Origin of the sequence: Flavobacterium sp. Root935, from assembly GCF_001429295.1 — a bacterium.
Taxonomy (GTDB): domain Bacteria; phylum Bacteroidota; class Bacteroidia; order Flavobacteriales; family Flavobacteriaceae; genus Flavobacterium.
The window spans coordinates 503,195-524,699 of sequence record NZ_LMJL01000010.1; the positions used below are offsets into that span (position 1 = coordinate 503,195).

15 protein-coding genes are annotated in these 21,505 nt (G+C 34.5%); 11 read left to right on the plus strand and 4 right to left on the minus strand.

Translation table 11 applies throughout. The features are described 5' to 3' along the window. Positions 1–83: 83 nt before the first annotated feature. On the minus strand, positions 84–1,769 hold the full coding sequence (gldJ, locus tag ASE40_RS13160) for a gliding motility lipoprotein GldJ (protein WP_057117531.1): 1,686 nt from the start codon (positions 1,767–1,769) through the stop codon (positions 84–86). Positions 1,770–1,982: 213 nt separating this feature from the next. On the opposite strand from gldJ, the gene porU reads away from it, so the two are divergent. The 8 genes from porU to ASE40_RS13200 all read left to right on the plus strand — a co-directional run bounded on the left by porU (position 1,983) and on the right by ASE40_RS13200 (position 14,158). After that, entirely contained in the window at positions 1,983–5,819 is a 3,837-nt protein-coding gene (gene porU, locus ASE40_RS13165) for a type IX secretion system sortase PorU (protein WP_057117532.1), read from the plus strand. A gap of 40 nt (positions 5,820–5,859) precedes the next feature. Further along, positions 5,860–7,065 (plus strand): type IX secretion system outer membrane channel protein PorV, encoded by a 1,206-nt coding sequence (gene porV, locus ASE40_RS13170; protein WP_057117533.1) that lies wholly within the window; start codon positions 5,860–5,862, stop codon positions 7,063–7,065. Between the two features lie 79 nt (positions 7,066–7,144). Then, positions 7,145–7,627: a cytidine deaminase gene (gene cdd / locus ASE40_RS13175; protein ID WP_057117534.1), complete on the plus strand. Its 483-nt coding sequence runs from the start codon at positions 7,145–7,147 to the stop codon at positions 7,625–7,627. 159 nt (positions 7,628–7,786) lie between these two features. Continuing rightward, on the plus strand, positions 7,787–8,785 hold the full coding sequence (gene pdhA, locus ASE40_RS13180; protein WP_057117535.1) for a pyruvate dehydrogenase (acetyl-transferring) E1 component subunit alpha: 999 nt from the start codon (positions 7,787–7,789) through the stop codon (positions 8,783–8,785). Between the two features lie 6 nt (positions 8,786–8,791). Next, positions 8,792–10,447: a pyruvate dehydrogenase complex dihydrolipoamide acetyltransferase gene (locus ASE40_RS13185; protein ID WP_057117536.1), complete on the plus strand. Its 1,656-nt coding sequence runs from the start codon at positions 8,792–8,794 to the stop codon at positions 10,445–10,447. Positions 10,448–10,562: 115 nt separating this feature from the next. Beyond that, complete coding sequence (locus tag ASE40_RS13190) at positions 10,563–12,410, plus strand: hydrolase/aminopeptidase (RefSeq protein WP_057117537.1); 1,848 nt, start codon at positions 10,563–10,565, stop codon at positions 12,408–12,410. 242 nt (positions 12,411–12,652) lie between these two features. Next, positions 12,653–13,183 carry a carboxymuconolactone decarboxylase family protein gene (locus ASE40_RS13195; protein WP_057117538.1) on the plus strand — a complete coding sequence of 177 codons (531 nt, stop codon included), beginning with the start codon at positions 12,653–12,655 and terminating at the stop codon, positions 13,181–13,183. A 96-nt stretch (positions 13,184–13,279) separates the two neighbouring features. Then, entirely contained in the window at positions 13,280–14,158 is an 879-nt protein-coding gene (locus tag ASE40_RS13200) for a helix-turn-helix domain-containing protein (RefSeq protein ID WP_057117539.1), read from the plus strand. Here ASE40_RS13200 and ASE40_RS13205 read toward each other — a convergent pair. After that, complete coding sequence (locus ASE40_RS13205; RefSeq protein WP_057117540.1) at positions 14,155–15,399, minus strand: glycosyltransferase; 1,245 nt, start codon at positions 15,397–15,399, stop codon at positions 14,155–14,157. The genes ASE40_RS13200 and ASE40_RS13205 overlap by 4 nt on opposite strands. Positions 15,400–15,513: 114 nt before the next feature. On the opposite strand from ASE40_RS13205, the gene ASE40_RS13210 reads away from it, so the two are divergent. Together ASE40_RS13210 and ASE40_RS13215 are read left to right on the plus strand one after the other, a co-directional pair. Then, positions 15,514–16,095 (plus strand): tRNA-(ms[2]io[6]A)-hydroxylase, encoded by a 582-nt coding sequence (locus tag ASE40_RS13210; RefSeq protein WP_057117541.1) that lies wholly within the window; start codon positions 15,514–15,516, stop codon positions 16,093–16,095. A gap of 54 nt (positions 16,096–16,149) precedes the next feature. Further along, the gene (locus ASE40_RS13215) at positions 16,150–18,909 is read left to right on the plus strand and encodes an AsmA-like C-terminal region-containing protein (protein WP_057117542.1); all 2,760 of its coding nucleotides are present in this window, start codon (positions 16,150–16,152) and stop codon (positions 18,907–18,909) included. 266 nt (positions 18,910–19,175) lie between these two features. Here ASE40_RS13215 and rpmA read toward each other — a convergent pair whose 3' ends face one another. Together rpmA and rplU are read right to left on the minus strand one after the other, a co-directional pair. Next, a complete protein-coding gene (rpmA, locus tag ASE40_RS13220) occupies positions 19,176–19,436 on the minus strand; it encodes a 50S ribosomal protein L27 (RefSeq protein ID WP_012023622.1) in 261 nt (86 codons plus the stop codon). A 24-nt stretch (positions 19,437–19,460) separates the two neighbouring features. Then, entirely contained in the window at positions 19,461–19,904 is a 444-nt protein-coding gene (rplU, locus tag ASE40_RS13225; RefSeq protein ID WP_057117543.1) for a 50S ribosomal protein L21, read from the minus strand. A 273-nt stretch (positions 19,905–20,177) separates the two neighbouring features. Here rplU and ASE40_RS13230 point away from each other — a divergent pair, with 273 nt between their 5' ends. Beyond that, positions 20,178–21,500, plus strand: a complete 1,323-nt coding sequence (locus ASE40_RS13230; RefSeq protein ID WP_057117544.1) for a M16 family metallopeptidase — start codon at positions 20,178–20,180, stop codon at positions 21,498–21,500. Positions 21,501–21,505: the final 5 nt, after the last annotated feature.

Here is a 21,505-nt window from a genome sequence, read left to right on the forward strand (position 1 = left end):
AAAAACAATAAAAAAATTCCAAATTCCAGACTGAATATTCAGCTTTTGGAATTTGGAATTTTTTATACTTGAATTTCTAAATCTTAGTTTCTAGGAGATTTTCTCTTTTCAGATTTTGAACCAACTCTAGACATTGCACATCTAAATCCAATATAATCAGTTGCCATATCTTGAGGGAAGTATCTTCTTTGAGCTGGATCTAACCAATAAGCTCTATCTCTCCAAGAACCTCCTTTGTAAACTCTTACTTTATCATCGATTAAAGTAGTACGTTTACTAGAGTTATCATATTTTCTAATCATCTTACCTAAACTGTCTGTTGTTACATTATGTTTAGGAGAATTGTACATTGCTTGATCAGCTTTAGCGCCAGACTCTGAATCTCCAAAGTCAAAATATCTAGAAGATTGTTTATCACCATCTCTGTAATTGATATTATTACTTGTACTGAAATTCGTTCTTAAATATGTTTCTTGTTCGTCAACTGGAACTTGAGCAATTTCTCCTGGAAGATTTCTTGCTATAACTTTACCGTTGCTTAAAGTATCATATTTAATGTTAGAAGTTGAAACGATTTCAACTTTACCGTCTTTACCAATTTTGTTTTTAGCATATTGATTTCCTCTATAGTAGTTAAAATCATTTGCTTCATTATCAATAATAGGTCTGTAAACATCGGCAACCCATTCTGCAACGTTTCCAGCCATATCATAAAGACCGAAATCGTTTGGAGCGTAGCTTTTCACAGCATTTGTAATATCTGCTCCGTCATCTGACCAACCTGCAATTCCACCGTAGTCACCGTTTCCTTGTTTAAAGTTAGCCAATTGATCACCTCTGTTTTTACGTTTGCTAGAACGTGTGTAATCTCCAGACCATGGATATTTCTTTTGACCTTTGTAGATATTGTATTCTCTTTGTCCAACATCAGCTGCAGCAGCATATTCCCATTCTGCTTCAGTAGGAAGTCTGTATTCTGGCAAAATGATTCCAGAAGAACGTTGAGCGTAAACATTTTTCTCTTCAGGAACTACACCGTCTTTACCAGCTTTAGGTCTTTTCCCTCCAGGATTTTTCTTTAACACAATCTCTTCGCTACCACCACGTGATGTACTTGGAGACATTAAGTAACCTTCAGTGTTAAATGCATTATCAGCACTAACTTCATTCGTTTTAGCACCTTTTTTAAGATACCCGTTTTTCTCTAAAACAGCTTCGTTTACACGGTCTGTTCTCCATTTACTAAATTCAACTGCTTGAATCCAGTTAACACCAACTACAGGATAGTTAGCATAAGATGGGTGTCTTAAATAGTTGTTTGTCATCGTTTCGTTATATCCTAAACGATTTCTCCAAACAAGAGTATCTGGCGATGCTCCTTCGTAAATATTTTTGTAATTTTCTTCAGTTGGCGGGAAAACTTTCTTTAACCATTCTAGGTATTCTAAGTACATACCATTCGTAACTTCGGTTTCGTCCATGTAGAATGACTGAACGTGTTGTTGAGTTGGTGTGTTATTCCAATCATGCATAACATCATCCTGTACTTTACCCATAGTAAACGTACCTCCTTCAACAAAAACCAAACCAGGACCAGCCTGTTGTTTTTTCCCTGCATTTCTAGCAGCAGTTCCATTCTGACTATCTACATCCCAGCCAGTTGCTCTAGAAGCGTGAGAGGAACTAGATTTTTTGCTACAACTAGCCATGCCCAACATCAATACCATTGACATCATTAATTGCAAGGCTACAATTTTGTTTACTTTCATACTCATTCTTAGGTGATAAATTTAGGTGCTGCAATATAATAATTAACATTTAATTAGCAACATCTGTTCTAATAATTTTATTTAGCTGTTTTTTTACCAGAAAATAACCTTTAGTTACGAACGCAAAAATATACTTTTTATTATTACTGTAACATGAAATACTATATTTTTACTTAATAATTATTTTTTAATTAAATTTCGCTTTTCAAACCAATGAAACAAGTAATATTCATCTTTATTTTTTTGATTCCAATTCTCTCATTTTCTCAGTTAAATGGGGACGTCACGATCAATTGGCAGAACAAAAAGGAGATCAATTACGGCGAAAATAAAATTATTATTCCAACCTTTACCGGAAGCAGTTTTCGCTTCGATATTACAAAAAAAAGCATAACGTTCCTCCAAAATCTCAACCAATCCAACGTCTCAAACGGCAGCTCGATACAAATTAACAATATTATTTTCGAGTCGGTTTCAAGAGCAGAATTAGGAGATTTAACAACTGCAAACATACCTGAAAAACCGAACGAATCTTTATTAATGACAAATTCGCGCGATCTAAAACAATCTTTTCTTTCATTGTATCCAATAATAAAGGATGGAAGTGGTTTTAAACGTATTAGGTCATTTTCTTACACTATAAACAATTCAACAGCAAGAACAAACAACAATTCATCCTTTCAAAAAACTGCTGCAATTTCAAATTCTGTTTTAGCATCTGGAGATTGGTATCGGTTTTATGTTCAAAAATCTGGTGTATATAAAATAAGCAAGTCCTTTTTACAAAGCTTAGGATTTGATCCTTCGAGAGTTGATCCGAGAAGAATAAAAATTTACGGAAACGGTGGCAAAATGCTTCCTCTGGCCAACAACATCTATTATCCAGATGATTTAACTGAAAATGCAATTCAGATTATCGGTGAAGATGACGGCACTTTCAACAATGAAGATTATATTCTTTTTTATGCCGAAGGAGTTGAAAACTGGAACTCTGAAAGTCAAACCAATCTAAATTTGTACGACACTAAGTCTTATTACTATGTAACTGCGTCTGGGACTGAGGGAAAGAGAATTCCTAATTTAAATCAGCCAACGGCGAACAGCACTTTAGAACTGAACACGTTTGATGACTATCAATTTCATGAAATCGACCAGACTAACATTGTCCATTTAGGTCGTCAATGGCTTGGAGAATCTTTTGATATTAATCAGGAACAAGAATTTTCATTCAGTTTTCCAAATCTCGACACTTCTACACCAATAAAAATTGAAGTAAATGCTGCTTCAGCTGCCTTTACCCCTACTTCATTTATTGTTTCTGCCAACGGACAAAATGTTGGAACTATAAATTTTTCGTCATTAATAACAAATTCAGATACTAAATACTACACTGGAAAATTGCCCGCAAACACAACTTTTACAGGAACCGACAACGTAAAAATAAAACTTACCTATAATAATAATGGAGTTCCAGGATCTAAAGGTTACTTAGATTACATCAATTTGACAGCAAAACGAAAACTTTTAGGAACTGGAAAGCAATTTTTGTTTCAATACAACAATGCGGGATCTATAAGTGGAGTTGTTAATTACACGATTGGAAATGCGGCGGGAATAAGTCAGATTTGGGATATTACAGACCTATATAATGTATCAAAAATTGAAAATGCAAATCAATCAACTTTTAGCTTTAAAGCCAATTTAGGAGAAGTTAGAAAATATGTAACAGTTGATGCTGCGGATTATTACACTCCTTTAAAAGACAACCAGTCAAAAATCGCAAATCAAAACTTAAAAGGCACAATTTTTAGAAATAGCCAAAATGCTTTTCAAGACATCGATTATGTAATTGTATCTCCAAAATCTTTGATATCTCAAGCAGAAAGACTGGCTAGTTTTCATCGCATCAATTCAAACTTAAATGTAAAAGTTATTTCACTAGACCATATTTATCAGGAGTTCTCTTCGGGAAAACAAGATATTGCAGCTATTCGAAATTGCGTTAAATATATTTACGAGAATGCTTCTTCTTCAGAAAAAAGAATAAAGTATTTAAATCTATTTGGTGATGCTTCGTATGATTACAAGGACCGAATTTCTAACAACACTAATATTGTACCTATATATCAATCGTTAGTAAGCAATACGGTTGGAGAAGCTGGATTTGCTTCTGATGATTTTTTTGGCTTTATGGATGCTGATGAAGGAATTATAGCTTACCCTTTTGGAGGAATTGACATTGCAGTTGGAAGAATGCTTGTTTCGGACAATTCGCAAGCACAGGAAATGGTCAACAAAGTTTTAGAATATCATGATGCAAAATCGTACGGAAACTGGAGAAACAATTTTGTTTTAATAAGTGATGATTCTGATAAATCTGGAGACGAAACATTACAGTCCCGCCAAAACGGATTGGCCGATGTGATAACCACAGAAAAACCTTTTTTTAATATCGAAAAAATACTTTTAGATTCTTACACACAAGAAGCTTCTGCCGGTGGAGCGCGATATCCTAAAGCAAGAACCGATTTTTTTAATGCTTTTGAAAAAGGTGCGTTAGTTTTTAATTATTTGGGACATGGCGGTGAAGACGGATTAGCAAGTGAACGAATTTGGGAAAAATCAGATGGGCAGAATTTAAACAATCAATACAAATATCCTTTATTTGTTACAATTACCTGTGAATTTTCAAGATTTGACGATCCAACAAGACCTACAGCTGGAGAATATGTATTTTGGAACCCAAAAGGAGGTGCAATTTCTATGCTGACAACAATTCGTGAAATCGGCCAGCCAAATGCAGAAGATTTCAATGACATATTAAGCAAAAATCTTCTTTCGTACGGCTCAAATCAATACAATAGCATTGCAGAATCTTTAAGAATTTCAAAAAACGAAAGACCAAGTTCTGCCAGCAATGTTGTTGTATATATAGGTGATCCTGCTTTGATGTTAGCAATTCCAAAACCTAGGATTAATTTAACAAAAGTAAATGATATTGTGATTTCTCAAGCTATACCTGATTTAAAATCACTGTCAAAAATCAAAATATCAGGAGAAATTACAGATGAAAACAATACTCTTTTAAGCAATTATAATGGAGAATTAGCTACCGCCATTTTCGATAAAATGATTACAAATTCGACTTTAAACAATGATGGCTTCAGCCCTCCAATACAATTTAAAACCTTAGGAGAAACGATTTTTAGAGGAAATGCATCTGTCACAAACGGACAATTTGAATTTAGTTTTGTTGTTCCGAGAGACATTAGAATTCCTGTTGATAATGGTCGAATTAGTTTTTATTCTAAAAAAAATGAGGCTCTAGAAAACCAAACGGGCTACAATAATAGCATTAAAATTGGAGGAATTAACGAAAATGCACCTCAGGACAATATAAGTCCAAAAGTTAAGTTATATATGAACGACGAAACTTTTGTGTCTGGAGGCATTACAAATGAGTCTCCTTTCCTTTTAGCCTTTTTAGAAGACGAAAACGGAATTAATACAGCAAGTGGAATCGGGCATGATATTGTTGCAATTTTAGATGGAGATGTAAGCAATCCTTATATTTTGAATGATTATTATCAAACAAAATTAGACGATTACACAAACGGGAACTTACGCTTCCCTTTTAGAAATTTAGCCCCAGGATTACACACCATAAGCTTCACTGCTTGGGATGTTTATAATAATCCTGTTACCAGCGAAATTCAATTTACAGTTGTTGGAGATGAATCATTGACATTATCACACGTTCTTAATTACCCAAACCCTTTTTCAACTTATACACAATTCTGGTTTTCGCATAACAGACCATACGAACCGCTGGAAGTACAGGTTCAAGTTATGACTATTACAGGAAAAGTGGTTTGGACTAAAAATCAAACAATAACAACAGAAGGATTTTTATCAAGAGAAATAACATGGGACGGAAAGGATGATTTTGGAGACAGAATCGGAAAAGGAGTATATATTTACAAACTCACGGTAAAATCAAATTTAACAAATAAAAAAGCAGAAAAATACGAAAAGCTTGTCATCCTATAATATTATATATATTTGCATCACCAAAACATTAGTCCCATAAATGAAAAAAATATCACTTTTATTAATTTGTTTTTTTATTTTCTGCAGTTCAAAGGCCCAGGAATCAAGACCTATAGTAACTGGAGTACCTTTTCTATTAGTAGCCGCAGATGCTAGAGCAGCCGGTTTAGCCGACCAAGGTGTCGCTACTTCGTCCGACGTTTTCTCACAACAATGGAATCCCGCTAAATACGCATTTGCAGAAGATGCTCAGGGTCTTTCTATTAGTTACACACCGTATTTGACGGATCTTGCCAACGACATTTCATTAGGTCAGTTGACTTACTACAACAAAATCAACGAAAAAAGTGCTTTTGCTGCAAGTTTTCGTTATTTTGGTTTTGGAGGAATTGAACTAAGATACACTGGAGATCCTAACGAAGCTGTACGAGAAGTAAATCCAAACGAATTTGCCTTAGACGGATCTTATTCACTAAAATTAAGTGAAAAATTCTCGATGGCAGTTGCAGGACGTTTCATAAACTCTAACCTAAAAGTCGCTTCAGAAGAAGTTGATGCAACATCTGCCAGTTCTTTTGCTGTCGATGTAGCTGCTTTTTATCAATCAGAAGAAATTGCTTACCAGGATTTCAACGGAAGATGGAGAGCCGGAATTAACTTTCAGAATTTAGGTCCAAAAATAAGTTATGACAATGATGATGTAAGTTCAAACTTTCTGCCAGCTAATTTAAGATTAGGTGGAGGATTTGATTTTATTTTTGATGACTACAACAAACTTACTTTAAGCGCCGAACTTACCAAACTTTTAGTTCCGACTCCTCCAGGGATAGGAACTGCCGTAGACGCAAATGGAGATGGAGATTTTGATGATCCAGAAGACATCACACAACAAGAAGCTACAGATGCTGGATATAGAGACTATAATGATATTGGATGGTTTCAAGGAGTATTCAAATCATTTGGTGATGCTCCAGGCGGATTTAAAGAAGAAGTAAAAGAAGTTACCTATAGCGTAGCTGCAGAATATATGTACCAAGATTCATTTGCAATGCGTTTAGGATACTATCACGAAAGTCCAGAAAAAGGAGCTAAACAATTTTTCTCTTTAGGAGCAGGATTTAAATACAACATTATGAAAATTGATGTATCTTATCTATTCTCGGCTTCGAAAATAAAAAATCCATTAGAAAACACACTCCGTTTCTCTTTAACGTTTAACTTTGGTGACAAATACGAAACTTATTAAAGAGCTGTATCAAAATAAAAATAACTCAATCCAAATTCCGGCATTTTAGGAATTTGGATTTTTTTTCCCTTAAAAACAGATGAAAGAGATCAATATAACAACTTCATTTACAATATTTGATAGTTTAAAAGAACTTCCAGAAGAAATTCAGGATTTAATGAATCAAGCAGTCGAAATTAGAAAGAAGGCTTACGCGCCCTATTCAAACTTTAGAGTTGGAGCCGCTTTACTTTTAGATAACGGTAAAATTGTTTTAGGTTCCAACCAAGAAAACGCCGCTTATCCCTCTGGACTTTGCGCAGAAAGAGTTGCAATTTTTCATGCAGGAAGCATTTATCCTGAAGCCAAAATAACAAAAATGGCTATTACAGCAGCTTCAGACACAAACCAGACCACTGCCCCTATTCCGCCATGCGGTTCTTGCCGACAATCAATTGCTGAATACGAAATAAAACAGGACACCCCAATTGAAATCTATTTTATGGGCGAAATTGGCGAAGTTTATAAATCTTCATCACTAAAAAATTTACTCCCTTTAATGTTCGACAAAAAGTTCTTGTAAAAAAAAGCCAAAAAGTAGCTATTTAATTTTAGTTCTTAAATGTAATGTCTTATTTTTGCATCCCGACCTTTCGGGCGCAAATTTGTGGGAGGAAACTATTTTGCGTTACAGGCACAATAATCGATAACACAAACAACTTTAGCAAAAGAAAGAATTCAGATGAAAGAAGTTACAAAAGAGGTATATTTAAAGTGGTATGAGGACATGCTGCTTTGGAGAAAGTTTGAAGACAAACTTGCAGCATTATACATTCAACAAAAAGTTAGAGGTTTTCTACACCTATATAATGGTCAAGAAGCTGTATTAGCTGGTGCATTGCACGCTATGGATTTGACCAAAGATAAAATGATCACTGCTTACAGAAACCACGTTCAGCCAATTGGTATGGGAGTTGATCCTAGAAATGTAATGGCAGAACTTTTAGGAAAAGTAACAGGAACTTCTAAAGGTATGGGAGGTTCTATGCACATTTTCTCTAAAGAACACCGTTTTTATGGTGGTCACGGAATCGTTGGTGGACAAATTCCAGTAGGAGCAGGTTTAGCTTTTGCTGATAAATATTTCAACACTGGTGGTGTTACCATGACTTACTTTGGTGATGGAGCTGCAAGACAAGGTTCTTTACACGAAGCTTTCAACATGGCTATGTTATGGAAACTTCCAGTTGTATTTATTGTTGAAAACAACGGATATGCAATGGGAACTTCTGTAGAAAGAACTGCAAACCACACTGACATCTGGAAACTAGGTTTAGGTTATGAAATGCCTTGCGGACCGGTTGATGGAATGAATCCAGTAAAAGTTGCTGAAGCTATGCATGAAGCTATCGAAAGAGCGCGTCGCGGCGATGGACCAACTTTCCTTGAAATGAAAACATACCGTTACAGAGGACACTCTATGTCTGATGCACAATTGTACCGTTCGAAAGAAGAGGTTGAAGAATACAAAAAAATCGACCCAATTACTCAAGTTCTTGATGTAATTAAGGATCAAAAATATGCTACTGACGAAGAAATTGAAGTAATTGACCAAAGAGTTAAAGACTTAGTTGAAGAGTGTGCGAAATTCGCTGAAGAATCTCCATATCCAGACTTACAACAATTATACGATGTAGTATACGCACAAGAAGACTATCCATTTACACCTCATAAACTATAATTAATTATGGCTATTAAAGTAACAATGCCTCGTTTGAGCGATACTATGACGGAAGGAACGGTAGCGACTTGGTTAAAAAAAGTAGGCGACAAAATCAGCGAAGGAGATATCCTTGCTGAAATTGAAACAGACAAAGCAACAATGGAGTTCGAATCTTTTAACGAAGGAACTCTTTTACATATTGGAATTCAAGCTGGAGAAACTGCTCCAGTTGATTCATTACTTGCAATCATCGGTAAAGAAGGAGAAGATATTTCTGCTCTTTTAGCTGGTGGTGACGCTCCTGCTGAAGCGCCAAAAGCGGAAGCTAAAGAAGAAGCTCCTACTGCAGAAGCAAAAACTGAAACTGCTGCTCCTGCAAAAGCAGCTACTGAATTACCAAAAGGTGTTGTAGTTGTAACTATGCCACGTTTGAGTGATACAATGACAGAAGGTACAGTAGCAACTTGGTTGAAAAAAGTTGGCGATGCTGTGGCTGAAGGAGATATTTTAGCAGAAATTGAAACAGACAAAGCTACAATGGAGTTTGAGTCATTCAATGCTGGAACATTATTATACATCGGAATTCAAGAAGGAAACACTGCTCCTGTTGACAGCTTATTAGCTATCATCGGACCTGCAGGAACTGACATTTCTGGAATTGCTGAAAATTATACTGCTGGAGGCGCTTCAACTGCAAGTGCACCTGCTGCAGAAGAAACAAAAGCTGCTCCTGCTGCTGAAAAAGAAACAGAAGCAACTGCTGATACTTCATCAAATGGAGGAAGAATTTTAGCTTCACCTTTAGCTAAGAAAATCGCTTCTGACAAAGGAATTCAATTAAGCCAAGTTAAAGGTTCTGGAGAAAACGGACGTATCGTAAAAAGCGATATCGAAAACTTTACTCCATCTGCTCAAGGACAACCTGCCGCTAAAGCTGCTGATGCAAAACAAGAAGCTTCTGCTCCTGCTGCACCAAAGGTATTTGTTCCTGCTGGAGAAGTTTACACAGAAGAGATCAAAAACTCTCAAATGCGTAAAATTATCGCTAAACGTCTTGCAGAATCTTTATTTACTGCACCTCACTACAACTTAGTGATCGAAGTAAGTATGGACGAAGCTATGGGTGCAAGAGCAACTATCAACACTGTTCCTGATACAAAAGTATCTTTCAACGATATGGTAATTAAAGCTTGTGCTTTAGCATTGAAAAAACACCCAAAAATCAACTCTCAGTGGAAAGAAGATGCTATCATCATCAACCACCACGTAAATATTGGTGTTGCTGTAGCTGTTGAAGACGGATTAGTAGTTCCTGTATTGAAATTTACAGATGCTATGAGTTTATCTCAAATTGGTGCTTCTGTAAGAGACCTTGCAGGAAGAGCTAAAAACAAAAAATTAGGACCACAAGAAATGGAAGGAAGTACTTTTACAGTATCTAACCTTGGAATGTTTGGTATTACTGAATTTAATTCTATTATCAATCAGCCAAACTCTGCAATCCTTTCTGTAGGTGCAATTGTTGAGAAACCAGTAGTTAAAAACGGTCAAATCGTAGTTGGAAACACAATGATGTTATCATTAGCATGTGACCACAGAACAATTGACGGTGCAACTGGCGCTCAATTCTTACAAACATTAAAACAATACATCGAAAGCCCGGTTACAATGTTGGCATAATATACACATGTCAGCCCGAGCTAAGTCGAAGGTTATATTTAATAAAATCCCGTTTTGTTTATTCAAAACGGGATTTTTTGTTTAATTTTCATCCTCAAATTCAATACTTCATAAAATGAAAAAACTAATCCTCGCAGCTTTATTCCTGACAGTAATTGCCTGCCAGAAAAAAGACCAAACGGAAAAAGCAGCCGCTGTTACAGACGAACACAGCTACTCTAAACCAGAACTTGCTGTTGTAAAACATCTTGATCTAGATATTAAAGTCGACTTTGACACACAGACTATTTCAGGAAAAGCTTCTTGGCTAATTGATAATATCAGCAAAGGGAACGAAATTATTTTCGACGAAAACACTTTAAATATCACAAAAGTAACACTAGGCGACGAAGAAAAAGAAACCAAATTTGAACTTGGAAAGAATACTGAATTTCACGGAAAACCGCTTCATATTACAATTGAACCAAATACTACCAAAGTAAACATCTATTACAGCACAACAAAAGATGCTGTTGCTTTACAATGGCTGAAGCCTGAACAAACTGCAGACAAAAAGAAACCATTTTTATTTTCGCAAGGAGAAAGCGTTTGGTCAAGAACATGGATTCCATGTCAAGATTCTCCAGGAATTCGTTTTACTTACAATGCAAAAGTTACGGTTCCTAAAGATTTATTAGCCGTAATGAGCGCAGTAAATCCGCAGAAGAAAAATGATACAGGGGTATATACTTTCAAGCAAGACAAAGCAATTCCGTCTTATTTAATGGCGATTGCCGTGGGAGATATTGAATTTCAATCTATAGACAACAGAACTGGAGTTTATGCAGAGCCTTCAATGCTAAAAAAATCGGCTTGGGAATTTGCTGAACTAGGAAAAATGGTTGTCGCTGCCGAAAAGCTATATGGACCTTATCGCTGGGGACGTTATGATGTTTTGGTTTTACCTCCAAGTTTTCCTTATGGCGGAATGGAAAATCCAAACCTAACCTTTTTAACTCCAGGAGTTATTGCAGGAGATCGTTCGTTAACTAGTTTATTAGCACACGAATTAGGCCACAGCTGGAGCGGAAATTTAGTTACAAACGCAACTTGGGATGATATTTGGTTAAACGAAGGTTTTACAACTTATGTAGAACACCGAATAGGAGAAGCTATTTTTGGGAAGAAAGAATTTGAAATGCAAAATGTTATCACCCGTAAGGAACTAGTTGACAATGTAGCAGAATATGGAGAAACAAGTCCTGACACAAGATTAAAAGTATCTTTAACAGAAAGAAATCCAGATGACGGAATCAGTATGATTCCTTATGTAAAAGGTTATGCATTTTTAAGAGTTATAGAAAATGCTGTTGGACGTGAAAAATTTGATATTTTCATTAAAAACTATTTCGATGCACATGCATTTAAATCAATTACAACAGAGGATTTTGTAAAATATCTAAATGAAAACCTGATAAAAGGAGACAAAACTTTAGCAGACAAAATCAAACTGGAAGATTGGATTTACAAACCCGGAATTCCATCAAACATTACTCCTGTAAGTTCTGCCGATTTTGACGCAATTGATAAAATTCAAAAAAGCTGGAGAGAAACTGGCGTAAAGGGATTAAGCAAAAAAATAACAACAACTGCAGAAAAACAGCATTTTATAGATCATCTTCCAGCAGATATTACAGTAAAAGAAATGGAAGCAATTGACAATGAATTCAACTTTACAAAAGGAGGCAATTTCATTATCAAACGTCAATGGTTTGTTCAGGCATTAATCCACCAATACAAACCAGCATATCCTGCAATTGAACAATTTTTAATTGGCATAAGCAGAACTGGATCTGTCATGATGCTTTATAAAGAAATGGTTAAAACCCCAGAAGGAAAAATTTGGGCTAAGCAGATTTTTGAAAAAGCAAAAGCTGGATATCATGCTACTACAATTCAAGCTGTTGAAGGTGTTTTGAAATAAATTTTTTAAACTATCATTTTAAAAGAGGCTGTCACTTTACGGACAGCCTCTTTTTTATATGCACTATTTGTCATTTCGACGGAGGAGAAATGACAAGATTATGATTTTTTCGTTTAAAATAATTGTCAGGGAAAATTGTCCATCACATAGCGTAGATTCTCCATGTTCCAAAATCTGTAATCGTCGCACCTTTGTAATGTCAAAAGACAACAACAAATAATAACATTTAAAATTTAAATAAAATGACACGATTAACAGCATTAAACCCAGAAGAAGTAACAGGAAAAACTAAAGATTTATTCAACGCTGTACAAGCAAAATTAGGTGTAGTTCCGAACATGATGAGAACAATGGGAAATTCACCAGCAGTTTTAGAAGGATATTTGAATTTGAGTGGTGCATTGAGCCACGGAAAACTAAGCGCAAAAACCGGCGAATTAATTGCATTAGCAGTTTCAGAAAGCAATTCTTGTGATTATTGTTTAGCAGCTCACACCTTTATTGGAGAAAAATTAGTTAAGGCAGATCCAGCGGTTTTAAAAGCAGCAAGAACAGGAAATTCAACAGACGCTAAAACAGAAGCAATTTTACAATTAGCTAAAACTTTAATCAGTAAAAATGGTTTAGTAAACGATGAAGATGTCAATAAAGCTAAAAATGCAGAAGTTTCTGATGCAGAAATCGCTGAAACTATTGCTCATGTCGCTTTAAATGTTTTAACAAACTATTTCAATAACGTTGCTAATACTGAAATTGATTTTCCAGCAGTATAATTAAAACACCAGCACACTATAACAAAAAACAATTTATAAGGATAGTTGTGAATTTATTTCATAACTATCTTTATATTTTCAAAAATACTATTACATATGAGTTCTTCAAATGTTTCAACTTTGATAAATCCGCAAAATGGCAATTTAGCATTTAAAATTCTTTCTTTTGATGACAACAGCCATTTCGACCATTTGCAACGAAACAACTACTACTCTTTAATTTGGGTAACCAAAGGAAAAGGCAAAGTAAAAGCTGATTTTGCAGAACATCAATTTGAAGAAAACTCTCTTATAGCCTTTTCACCCTATCAGCCTTTTATGCTTTGCGTAAACGAACCAATTGAAGGAATTGCGATTCATTTTCACCCAGATTTTTACTGCATTCACATGCATCAAAAAGAAGTTTCATGTAACGGCGTTTTATTCAATAACATTTATCAGCCACCTTATGTTCGTGTTACAGAACAAGCGCTGCTAACTTTCAAAATGGTTATTGAGCAAATGAAAGCTGAAATTCAAAATGCTGAACTGGCACAATATGAACTGCTAATTTCGTATTTAAAGATATTTTTAATTACAGCTTCAAGACTAAAAACAGAGCAATTAGAAGAGCTGAAATCGGTTCCAGATTCAAAAGAACCTGCTATTCTTCAAAATCTGATAGATGCCATTGAACTTAATTTCAAAACCAAACATTCGGCTGGAAATTATGCAGATCTGCTAAATATTTCACCAAAAGCATTAGCAAAACTCTCTAAGAATTACTTCAATAAAACACTAACGGACTTAATTTCGGAAAGAATAATTATTGAAGCTAAACGAGAATTGTACTTAACCAATAAAACCGTAAAAGAAATAGCTTACGAACTAGGTTATGATGACGAACATTATTTCAGCCGTTTCTTTAAAACCAATGCCGATGTTTCGCCTCAGATTTATCGTGAAACTGTAGGGTTTGGAAAAATGGAGGTTTAATTTTTATTTTTGGCTTCAATCCATTTTGACATATACATGGTGCTCTTATACGCGTGATGCTGTAGTAAACTGCCCATAAAATTATGAAGCCGATGATTTGTGGAATCGATTAATAATTTATTGACCAGATTAGTTAATTCGTCTGAATAATTATTTTTTTGATAACATTCATTAATAATCGCAACAGCATTTTTCTGAGACTCTTTCCACAGATTTTCATCTTTATAAAGTGCAATTGCTTTTTTTGCAAATTCATGCGGATCATCTTCAACAAAACCATTCCATGGTAGATTACCATGCATAGCTTCAGAACCAATTGCTGTTGTTACACTTGGCGTTCCGCATTGCATTGCCTCTAACAACTTCCCTTTCAAACCTGCTCCAAAACGAATTGGAGCCAATACAACCCTCGCCTTTTTCACCACTTCATTAGCATCTGCTGCCCTTCCCATTATAAAAAAACCATTTTTAGGCTGATGTAATTGCAGCACTTTTTGTGAAGGATAAGCGCCATAAACTTCCAAAACAGCTTCTGGAAAATCTTTTTTTATAGAAGGCCAAATCGCTTCTTTTAAATATTGCACGGTATTCCAATTCGGCTCGTGAAGAAAATTCCCTATAAAAACATAATGCTGACGATCATCAAATACAGGCAATTGCAATAAATCATCTTCAGCTATTTTATTCACTAAAAAAGGAAGATAAAAAAGCAAGTCAGAACTAATTCTAAAATTTTCTTTGAGAATTTTCATTTCGAATTCAGAAATAATTAAAGATAAATCAGACCGTAAAATACTAGCAATTTCACGTTTAGCAACTTCTTCAGAAAACAAATCAGTCATTTCAAAAGTTCGTTTTTCCTTAAAAGCTTTTTGCCTTGCTGTTCTCAAACAATGCAGATCTTCAGTATCTAAAATTCTGATGGCTTTTGGGCAGTTTTCGATTACTCTCCATCCAAATTGTTCTTCAATCATAAATCTATCAAACAACACAACATCGGGATTTAGTTCCAACAAAAACGAATCAAAAGTAGCTGAATTAAGTTCTATGCTCTTTTTAATTACTCCAAACTCAGATAAATCAACCATAAAATCACTGTCCTGCGCTGCGCTGGCAAATGTTATTTCAAATCCGTTTGCTGCGAAAATTGAAATCAACTGCATCATTCTCCCGCCTGCCGCAGAAGAATTTGGCTCAGGCCACACAAACCCAAGAATTAAAAGTTTTTTTAACTGATTCATTGTAATTTATTTCAACTTACAAAATAATGCTTTTTTCAGCGCAATAGCACGATATTTAGTGATTATTAGTGATAAAAAACACTAATTTTGCACGGAACTAAATGCTGGGAAATTATGTTGGGATTAAAATTAGCTACAGACCCTCGCTGGGTAAATATCGTCGAGTCAAACATCGAAGAAATTTTAACGGATCATGCTTGGTGCGAACAAAAAGCAGCTTCAAACGCAATCAGCATTGTTACCTATAACTCTGAATTAGAGGAATTAGTAACCGAAATGCTCGTGATTGCCAGAGAAGAATTAGAACATTTACAAATGGTTCATGATGTGATAAAGAAACGCGGACTTACTTTGGGACGTGAAAGGAAAGACCATTATGTAAATGAACTTTTTAAATTCATGAAAAAAGACGGCAGCCGAAGAGATGCTCTTTGTGATCGATTGTTGTTTTCTGCAATGATTGAAGCTAGAAGCTGTGAGCGTTTTAAAGTACTTTCTGAAAATATTAAAGATGAAGAATTAGCTAAATTCTATCGCGACTTAATGATTTCTGAAGCCGGACATTACACTACTTTTCTAGGTTTTGCCAGAAAATATCAAGACAATATAGACATCGATAAACGATGGAAAGAATGGATTGAATATGAAGGTTCTATTATTACCAATTATGGTAAAAAAGAAACTGTACACGGATAAATCACGCTCTTTTTTTGACCCCATTTTTTTATATCTAAATACCATAAATTCGCTATGCAAAAAAGTAAATCCAGATCAATCGTATTTAAAATTGCGAAGTATTTCGGAATAACTTTCGTCGTTATTTTAGGATTATTATTTTTAACGCCTATCGTTTTTGAGGATCAAATTAAAGAACAGATCAAAAAAACAGCTAACGAAAGATTGAGCGCAGAACTTAATTATTCTGATGTTTCGGTTTCATTTTTTCGTCATTTCCCATCACTAACACTAACTTTAGACGATTTAAGTCTTAATGGATCAGCACCATACAAAAACGAAAAATTCATTACTGCAAAAGAGGTTTCTTTTGGAATAAATGTTGCCAGTTTGATTTTTAGTAAGTCTGTAAAAATCGATCAGATTTATTTATCAGATTCTTTCATCAATGTTAAAGTGAACCCAAACGGAGAAGCGAATTACAACGTTTATAAGTCACAAAAACAATCTACTCAACCAAAAGACAGCTCTGAAGCCGCTTTAAAACTCGAAAGAATTGAGATCTTAAACAGTAAAATTATTTACGACGATAAATCTACAAAAGTACATTTTGATGCTCTTGGATTTAATTATTTAGGAAAAGGAGACTTAAACAAAGCTGTTTTCGATTTATACTCAAAAGCTAAAATTGAAAAATTAAATATCGTTTATGAAGACGAACCTTATTTAATGAATAAAAAAATTGATGCCGATTTAATTACCAAAATAAACATCAACTCTCTTTCTTTCTTTTTCCAGCAAAACAACCTTAAAATCAATCAGCTTTTGGTCGATCTTAAAGGAAAATTTGACATTTTGAAAGATGGTTATAATATGGATTTTGTCATTAAATCCGACAACAGTAATTTATATGACGTATTCACAGCCTTTCCTCCAAAATACATAACATGGCTTTCGCAGACTGAAATAAAAGGAAAAGCAAATCTTCTTTTTACTTTGAAAGGTAAATACATAACCTCACAAAACATTGCACCAGATCTTAATTTAGACATAAAAATAAATGATGGATTTGTGAATTACAACAAAAGTGCCTTTCCTGTTTCAAACTTAAATTTGGACATTAAAACAAAAGTTCCGTCTCTCAATCCCGATTTAGTAATTGTTGATGCTAAAAACCTTTCTTTAAACATCAATCAAGATTATTTAAAATCAAAGTTTTTGGTCAAAGGCGTGAACACACCAGATATTAACGGGCAATTTAATGCTAAAATCGATTTAGAAAAATTAACCAGAGCGCTTGGAATTCCTAACATTCAACTAAAAGGAGCTTTAGTAAGCGATGTAAAAGTTAACGGGGTCTTTGATCAAAAAAACAAACGCTTTCCGATTACAAACGGTAAAATAGATTTGAAAAATGGATATTTAAAAACGCCATATTATCCAAATCCAATTACCAATATTACGATTAACTCTAAAATTGAAAATCAAAAAGGTACTTTTCAAGATTTAAAAGTGAATTTAAAACCAGTTCAATTTACTTTTGAAGGCAAACCTGTTTTCGTTCAGGCTAACTTAAGTAATTTTGATGATTTGAGTTATGATGTAAAAGCAAAAGGTGAATTAGACGTAAATCGCATCTATAAAGTCTTCTCGCAGAAAGGACTTGACCTAGATGGTTTTGTAAAAGCCGATTTGGTTTTGAAAGGAAAACAAAGCGACGCTGAAAAAGGAAATTACAGCAAATTACACAATAAAGGAACTCTTGAATTAAGAAATATCGGAATTGCTTCAGAATATCTTCCAAAGAAATTTATTATCAAAGAAGGCATTTTCAAAATCAATCAAGATAAAATGTCATTTAATAATTTCTTAGCTGCTTACGGACAGTCTGATTTTAAAATGAATGGGTATCTTCAGAACGTTTTCAATTACGCTACAACAAATACAGGCATCTTAAGAGGTTCTTTTAAAGTTACAGCACGATACATCAATGTTGATGAATTTATGTCTGCTACAGATCCAAATACTTCTGTAGCGCAAAATCCTGCACCTAAAACAGAAACAAAACCAGCAGCAAATAAACAGACTGGCGTAATCATTATTCCAACAAATCTAAACTTACAATTATTCGCAAGTGCCGAAAAGGTAAATTTTGACAAGTTGAATCTTCAAAATGCAGCTGGAAATTTAAGCATGAAAAATGGTAAATTAACCATGCAGAATACTGGTTTCAACTTAATTGGATGCAATGTATCTATGAATGCCAATTATCAAGCGGTAACGCCTCAAAAAGCAAATTTTGACTATTCTATTAAAGCTGCTGATTTTGATATTAAAAGAGCTTATAATGAAGTAGAAGTTTTTAGAAAAATGGCCAGCGCAGCAGAAAAAGCACAAGGAATTGTTTCTTTAGATTATCAGCTAAAAGGCCGTTTAAACGGAAATATGGCGCCTGTTTATCCTTCACTTGTTGGTGGCGGAACACTTTCTGTAAAAGATGTAAAAGTACGAGGTCTTAAAATGTTTAATGCCGTAAGCAAACAAACCAACTCGGAATCTATGAAGAATCCGGATGTTTCAAAAGTTGACATTAAAACTACCGTTAAAAACAATATCATAACCGTAGAACGTTTTAAATTTAAGTTTGCCGGCTTTCGACCAAGAATTGAAGGAACAACAAGTTTAGACGGAAAAATGAATTTAAAAATGCGTTTAGGACTACCTCCTTTTGGCATATTTGGAATTCCCTTAACCGTTACTGGAACACAGGACAATCCTAAAGTAAAAGTGGGAAGAAAAACTGAAGACCTGGAAGAAACTAAGGATACTGAATAATAAATTCCAATTTAAAAATTCCAAATTCCAATTTAAAAAAATACCCTATAGCCTTTGTCAAAGTTTAAAACTTTGACAAAGGTTTTTTTTTCGCTGCATTGTCATTGCGAGGAACGAAGCAAACACACTCATACTAATTGATTTTGCACATGAGATTGCTTCGTTCCTCGCAATGACCAATCTTTGTCGAGTTCACGGCAACAAATATTAAAAACAAAAAACCCGTTCATTTCTGAACGGGTTTTGTAAAAAGTAATCTTTGATTATTATGCCTCGAAAGGAATAATAGATACATAAGATTTGTTATCTCTTTTCTTTTGGAACTTAACAACTCCAGCAACTCTTGCGTGAAGAGTGTGATCTTTACTAATGTAAACGTTTTCACCTGGATTGTGTTTTGAACCTCTTTGTCTAACGATGATGTTTCCAGCAATAGCAGCTTGACCACCATAAATCTTAACGCCTAGACGTTTTGATTCTGATTCTCTACCATTCTTCGAACTACCGACACCTTTCTTGTGAGCCATGACGTATGAGTTTAAATATTGTTATTATTCTTTAGTAGCTTCTTTTTTTGCTTTTGGAGCTGCTGCTTTTTTTGCTTTTGGAGCTGCTTCAACTTCAGTTGCTGGTGCATCTTCTGCTACAACCGCTTTTTTAGCTGCTGCTTTTTTAGTTCCACCTGCTGCAGTAATACCTTCAATTACAATTTGTGTAAGATATTGTCTGTGACCATTTCTCTTTTTGTATCCTTTTCTTCTTTTCTTTTTGAAAACGATAACTTTATCACCTTTTAAGTGTTGTAACACTTTAGCTTCTACTGAAGCACCTTCTATAGCTGGGGCGCCTAAAGTTACGTTTCCGTTATCGTCTAATAAAAGAACTTTGTCAAATGAAACACTTGAACCTTCTTCGTTAGACAAACGGTGAACATAAACCTTTAAGTCTTTGCTTACTTTAAATTGTTGCCCTGCTATCTCTACGATTGCATACATACCAAATTGATTTATTGATTTTTAAGGTTGCAAATATACAATTAATAATTTATTGTGCAATCTCTAAAAGCAAAAATATTTTCAACCCAAAAAGCACTGTATTTCAAGCACTTTAAATCAAAAAATAGATTTTATTTAAAGTAAAAGATTGTTAAAATAGCCGTAAATTAAAAACAAATCTTTAATTGATAATTAAAAAAAACTATTTTTGATGTAACTAAAATCAACTCTGGTCTACCTACTCTTGTTTGATATATAAAATTATTAATCTTTATGAAAAAATCAATAATGATGTTAAGTGCTGCATTAATGCTCGGCGGAGTGGCTCATGCTCAAAAAGTAGCTTTTGAAGAATACAATCTAGATAATGGGCTGCATGTTATTTTACACAACGATCCTTCTGCTCCAGTTGTTATCACATCGGTAATGTATCATGTGGGGTCAAAAGATGAACGTCCGGACAGAACGGGATTTGCACACTTTTTTGAGCATTTATTATTTGAAGGAACTCAAAATATTAAACGCGGTGAATGGATGAAAATTGTTACCGCAAATGGCGGCGTTAATAATGCCAACACATCTGATGACAGAACGTATTATTATGAAGTTTTTCCTTCTAACAGTTTAGAACTTGGTTTATGGATGGAATCTGAAAGATTAATGCATCCTATTATTAACAAGATTGGGGTTGAAACTCAAAACGAAGTTGTAAAAGAAGAAAAAAGAATGCGTTACGATAATCAGCCGTATGGGAACATTCTGCCTGAGGTTAAAAAGAACATGTTCAAAAAACATCCTTACAGATGGACAACTATTGGATCTATGCAAGATCTAGACGCCGCAACTCTAGAGGAATTTCAGGCTTTTAATAAAAAATTCTACACTCCAAATAATGCCGTTTTGGTTGTTGCTGGAGATTTTGATAAAACAAAAACAAAAGAATGGATTCAGAAATATTTTGGACCAATTCCAAGAGGAGAAGAAGTTAAAAAGCAAACTTATATCGAAGACCCAATTACACAGCCAATTAAAGCTACTTATGAAGACCCGAACATTCAGATTCCGATGATTGTTGCTTCTTACAGAACGCCTTCGATGAAAACTAGAGATGCTCGAGTTTTAGACTTAATTTCTTCTTATCTAAGTGACGGAAAAAGCTCTAAATTGTATAAGAAGATTGTTGATGACAAAAAGATGGCTTTACAGATTGGCGCTGTAGGATTTAGTCAGGAAGATTATGGAATGTATATTTTGTACGGTTTACCAATGGCTCCAAATACAACTGCAGATATCTTAAAAGAAATGGACGAGGAAATTGTAAAAATTCAAACTGATCTTATTTCTGAAAAAGATTATGAAAAATTACAAAACAAATTCGATAATAACTATGTAAATGCAAATTCTAGCGTAGAAGGAATTGCAGAAAATCTTGCTTCCTATTATTTGCTTTATGGCGATGTGAATTTAATTAATACTGAAATCGACATTTACCATTCTATTACGAGAGAAGAAATTAGAGAGGTTGCCAAGAAATATTTAAATCCAAATCAACGCTTAATTCTAGATTATATTCCTACCCCTAAATCTCAAAACTAAGAATA

Coding starts and splice junctions, on each gene's coding strand:
- ASE40_RS13210 (WP_057117541.1), top strand. CDS start 15,514: ATGTTGGGATTAAAATTAGCTACAGACCCTCGCTGGGTAAATATCGTC.
- ASE40_RS13200 (WP_057117539.1), top strand. CDS start 13,280: ATGAGTTCTTCAAATGTTTCAACTTTGATAAATCCGCAAAATGGCAAT.
- ASE40_RS13185 (WP_057117536.1), top strand. CDS start 8,792: ATGGCTATTAAAGTAACAATGCCTCGTTTGAGCGATACTATGACGGAA.
- ASE40_RS13205 (WP_057117540.1), bottom strand. CDS start 15,399: ATGAATCAGTTAAAAAAACTTTTAATTCTTGGGTTTGTGTGGCCTGAG.
- ASE40_RS13195 (WP_057117538.1), top strand. CDS start 12,653: ATGACACGATTAACAGCATTAAACCCAGAAGAAGTAACAGGAAAAACT.
- rpmA (WP_012023622.1), bottom strand. CDS start 19,436: ATGGCTCACAAGAAAGGTGTCGGTAGTTCGAAGAATGGTAGAGAATCA.
- cdd (WP_057117534.1), top strand. CDS start 7,145: ATGAAAGAGATCAATATAACAACTTCATTTACAATATTTGATAGTTTA.
- porV (WP_057117533.1), top strand. CDS start 5,860: ATGAAAAAAATATCACTTTTATTAATTTGTTTTTTTATTTTCTGCAGT.
- ASE40_RS13230 (WP_057117544.1), top strand. CDS start 20,178: ATGAAAAAATCAATAATGATGTTAAGTGCTGCATTAATGCTCGGCGGA.
- rplU (WP_057117543.1), bottom strand. CDS start 19,904: ATGTATGCAATCGTAGAGATAGCAGGGCAACAATTTAAAGTAAGCAAA.
- porU (WP_057117532.1), top strand. CDS start 1,983: ATGAAACAAGTAATATTCATCTTTATTTTTTTGATTCCAATTCTCTCA.
- ASE40_RS13215 (WP_057117542.1), top strand. CDS start 16,150: ATGCAAAAAAGTAAATCCAGATCAATCGTATTTAAAATTGCGAAGTAT.
- gldJ (WP_057117531.1), bottom strand. CDS start 1,769: ATGAAAGTAAACAAAATTGTAGCCTTGCAATTAATGATGTCAATGGTA.
- pdhA (WP_057117535.1), top strand. CDS start 7,787: ATGAAAGAAGTTACAAAAGAGGTATATTTAAAGTGGTATGAGGACATG.
- ASE40_RS13190 (WP_057117537.1), top strand. CDS start 10,563: ATGAAAAAACTAATCCTCGCAGCTTTATTCCTGACAGTAATTGCCTGC.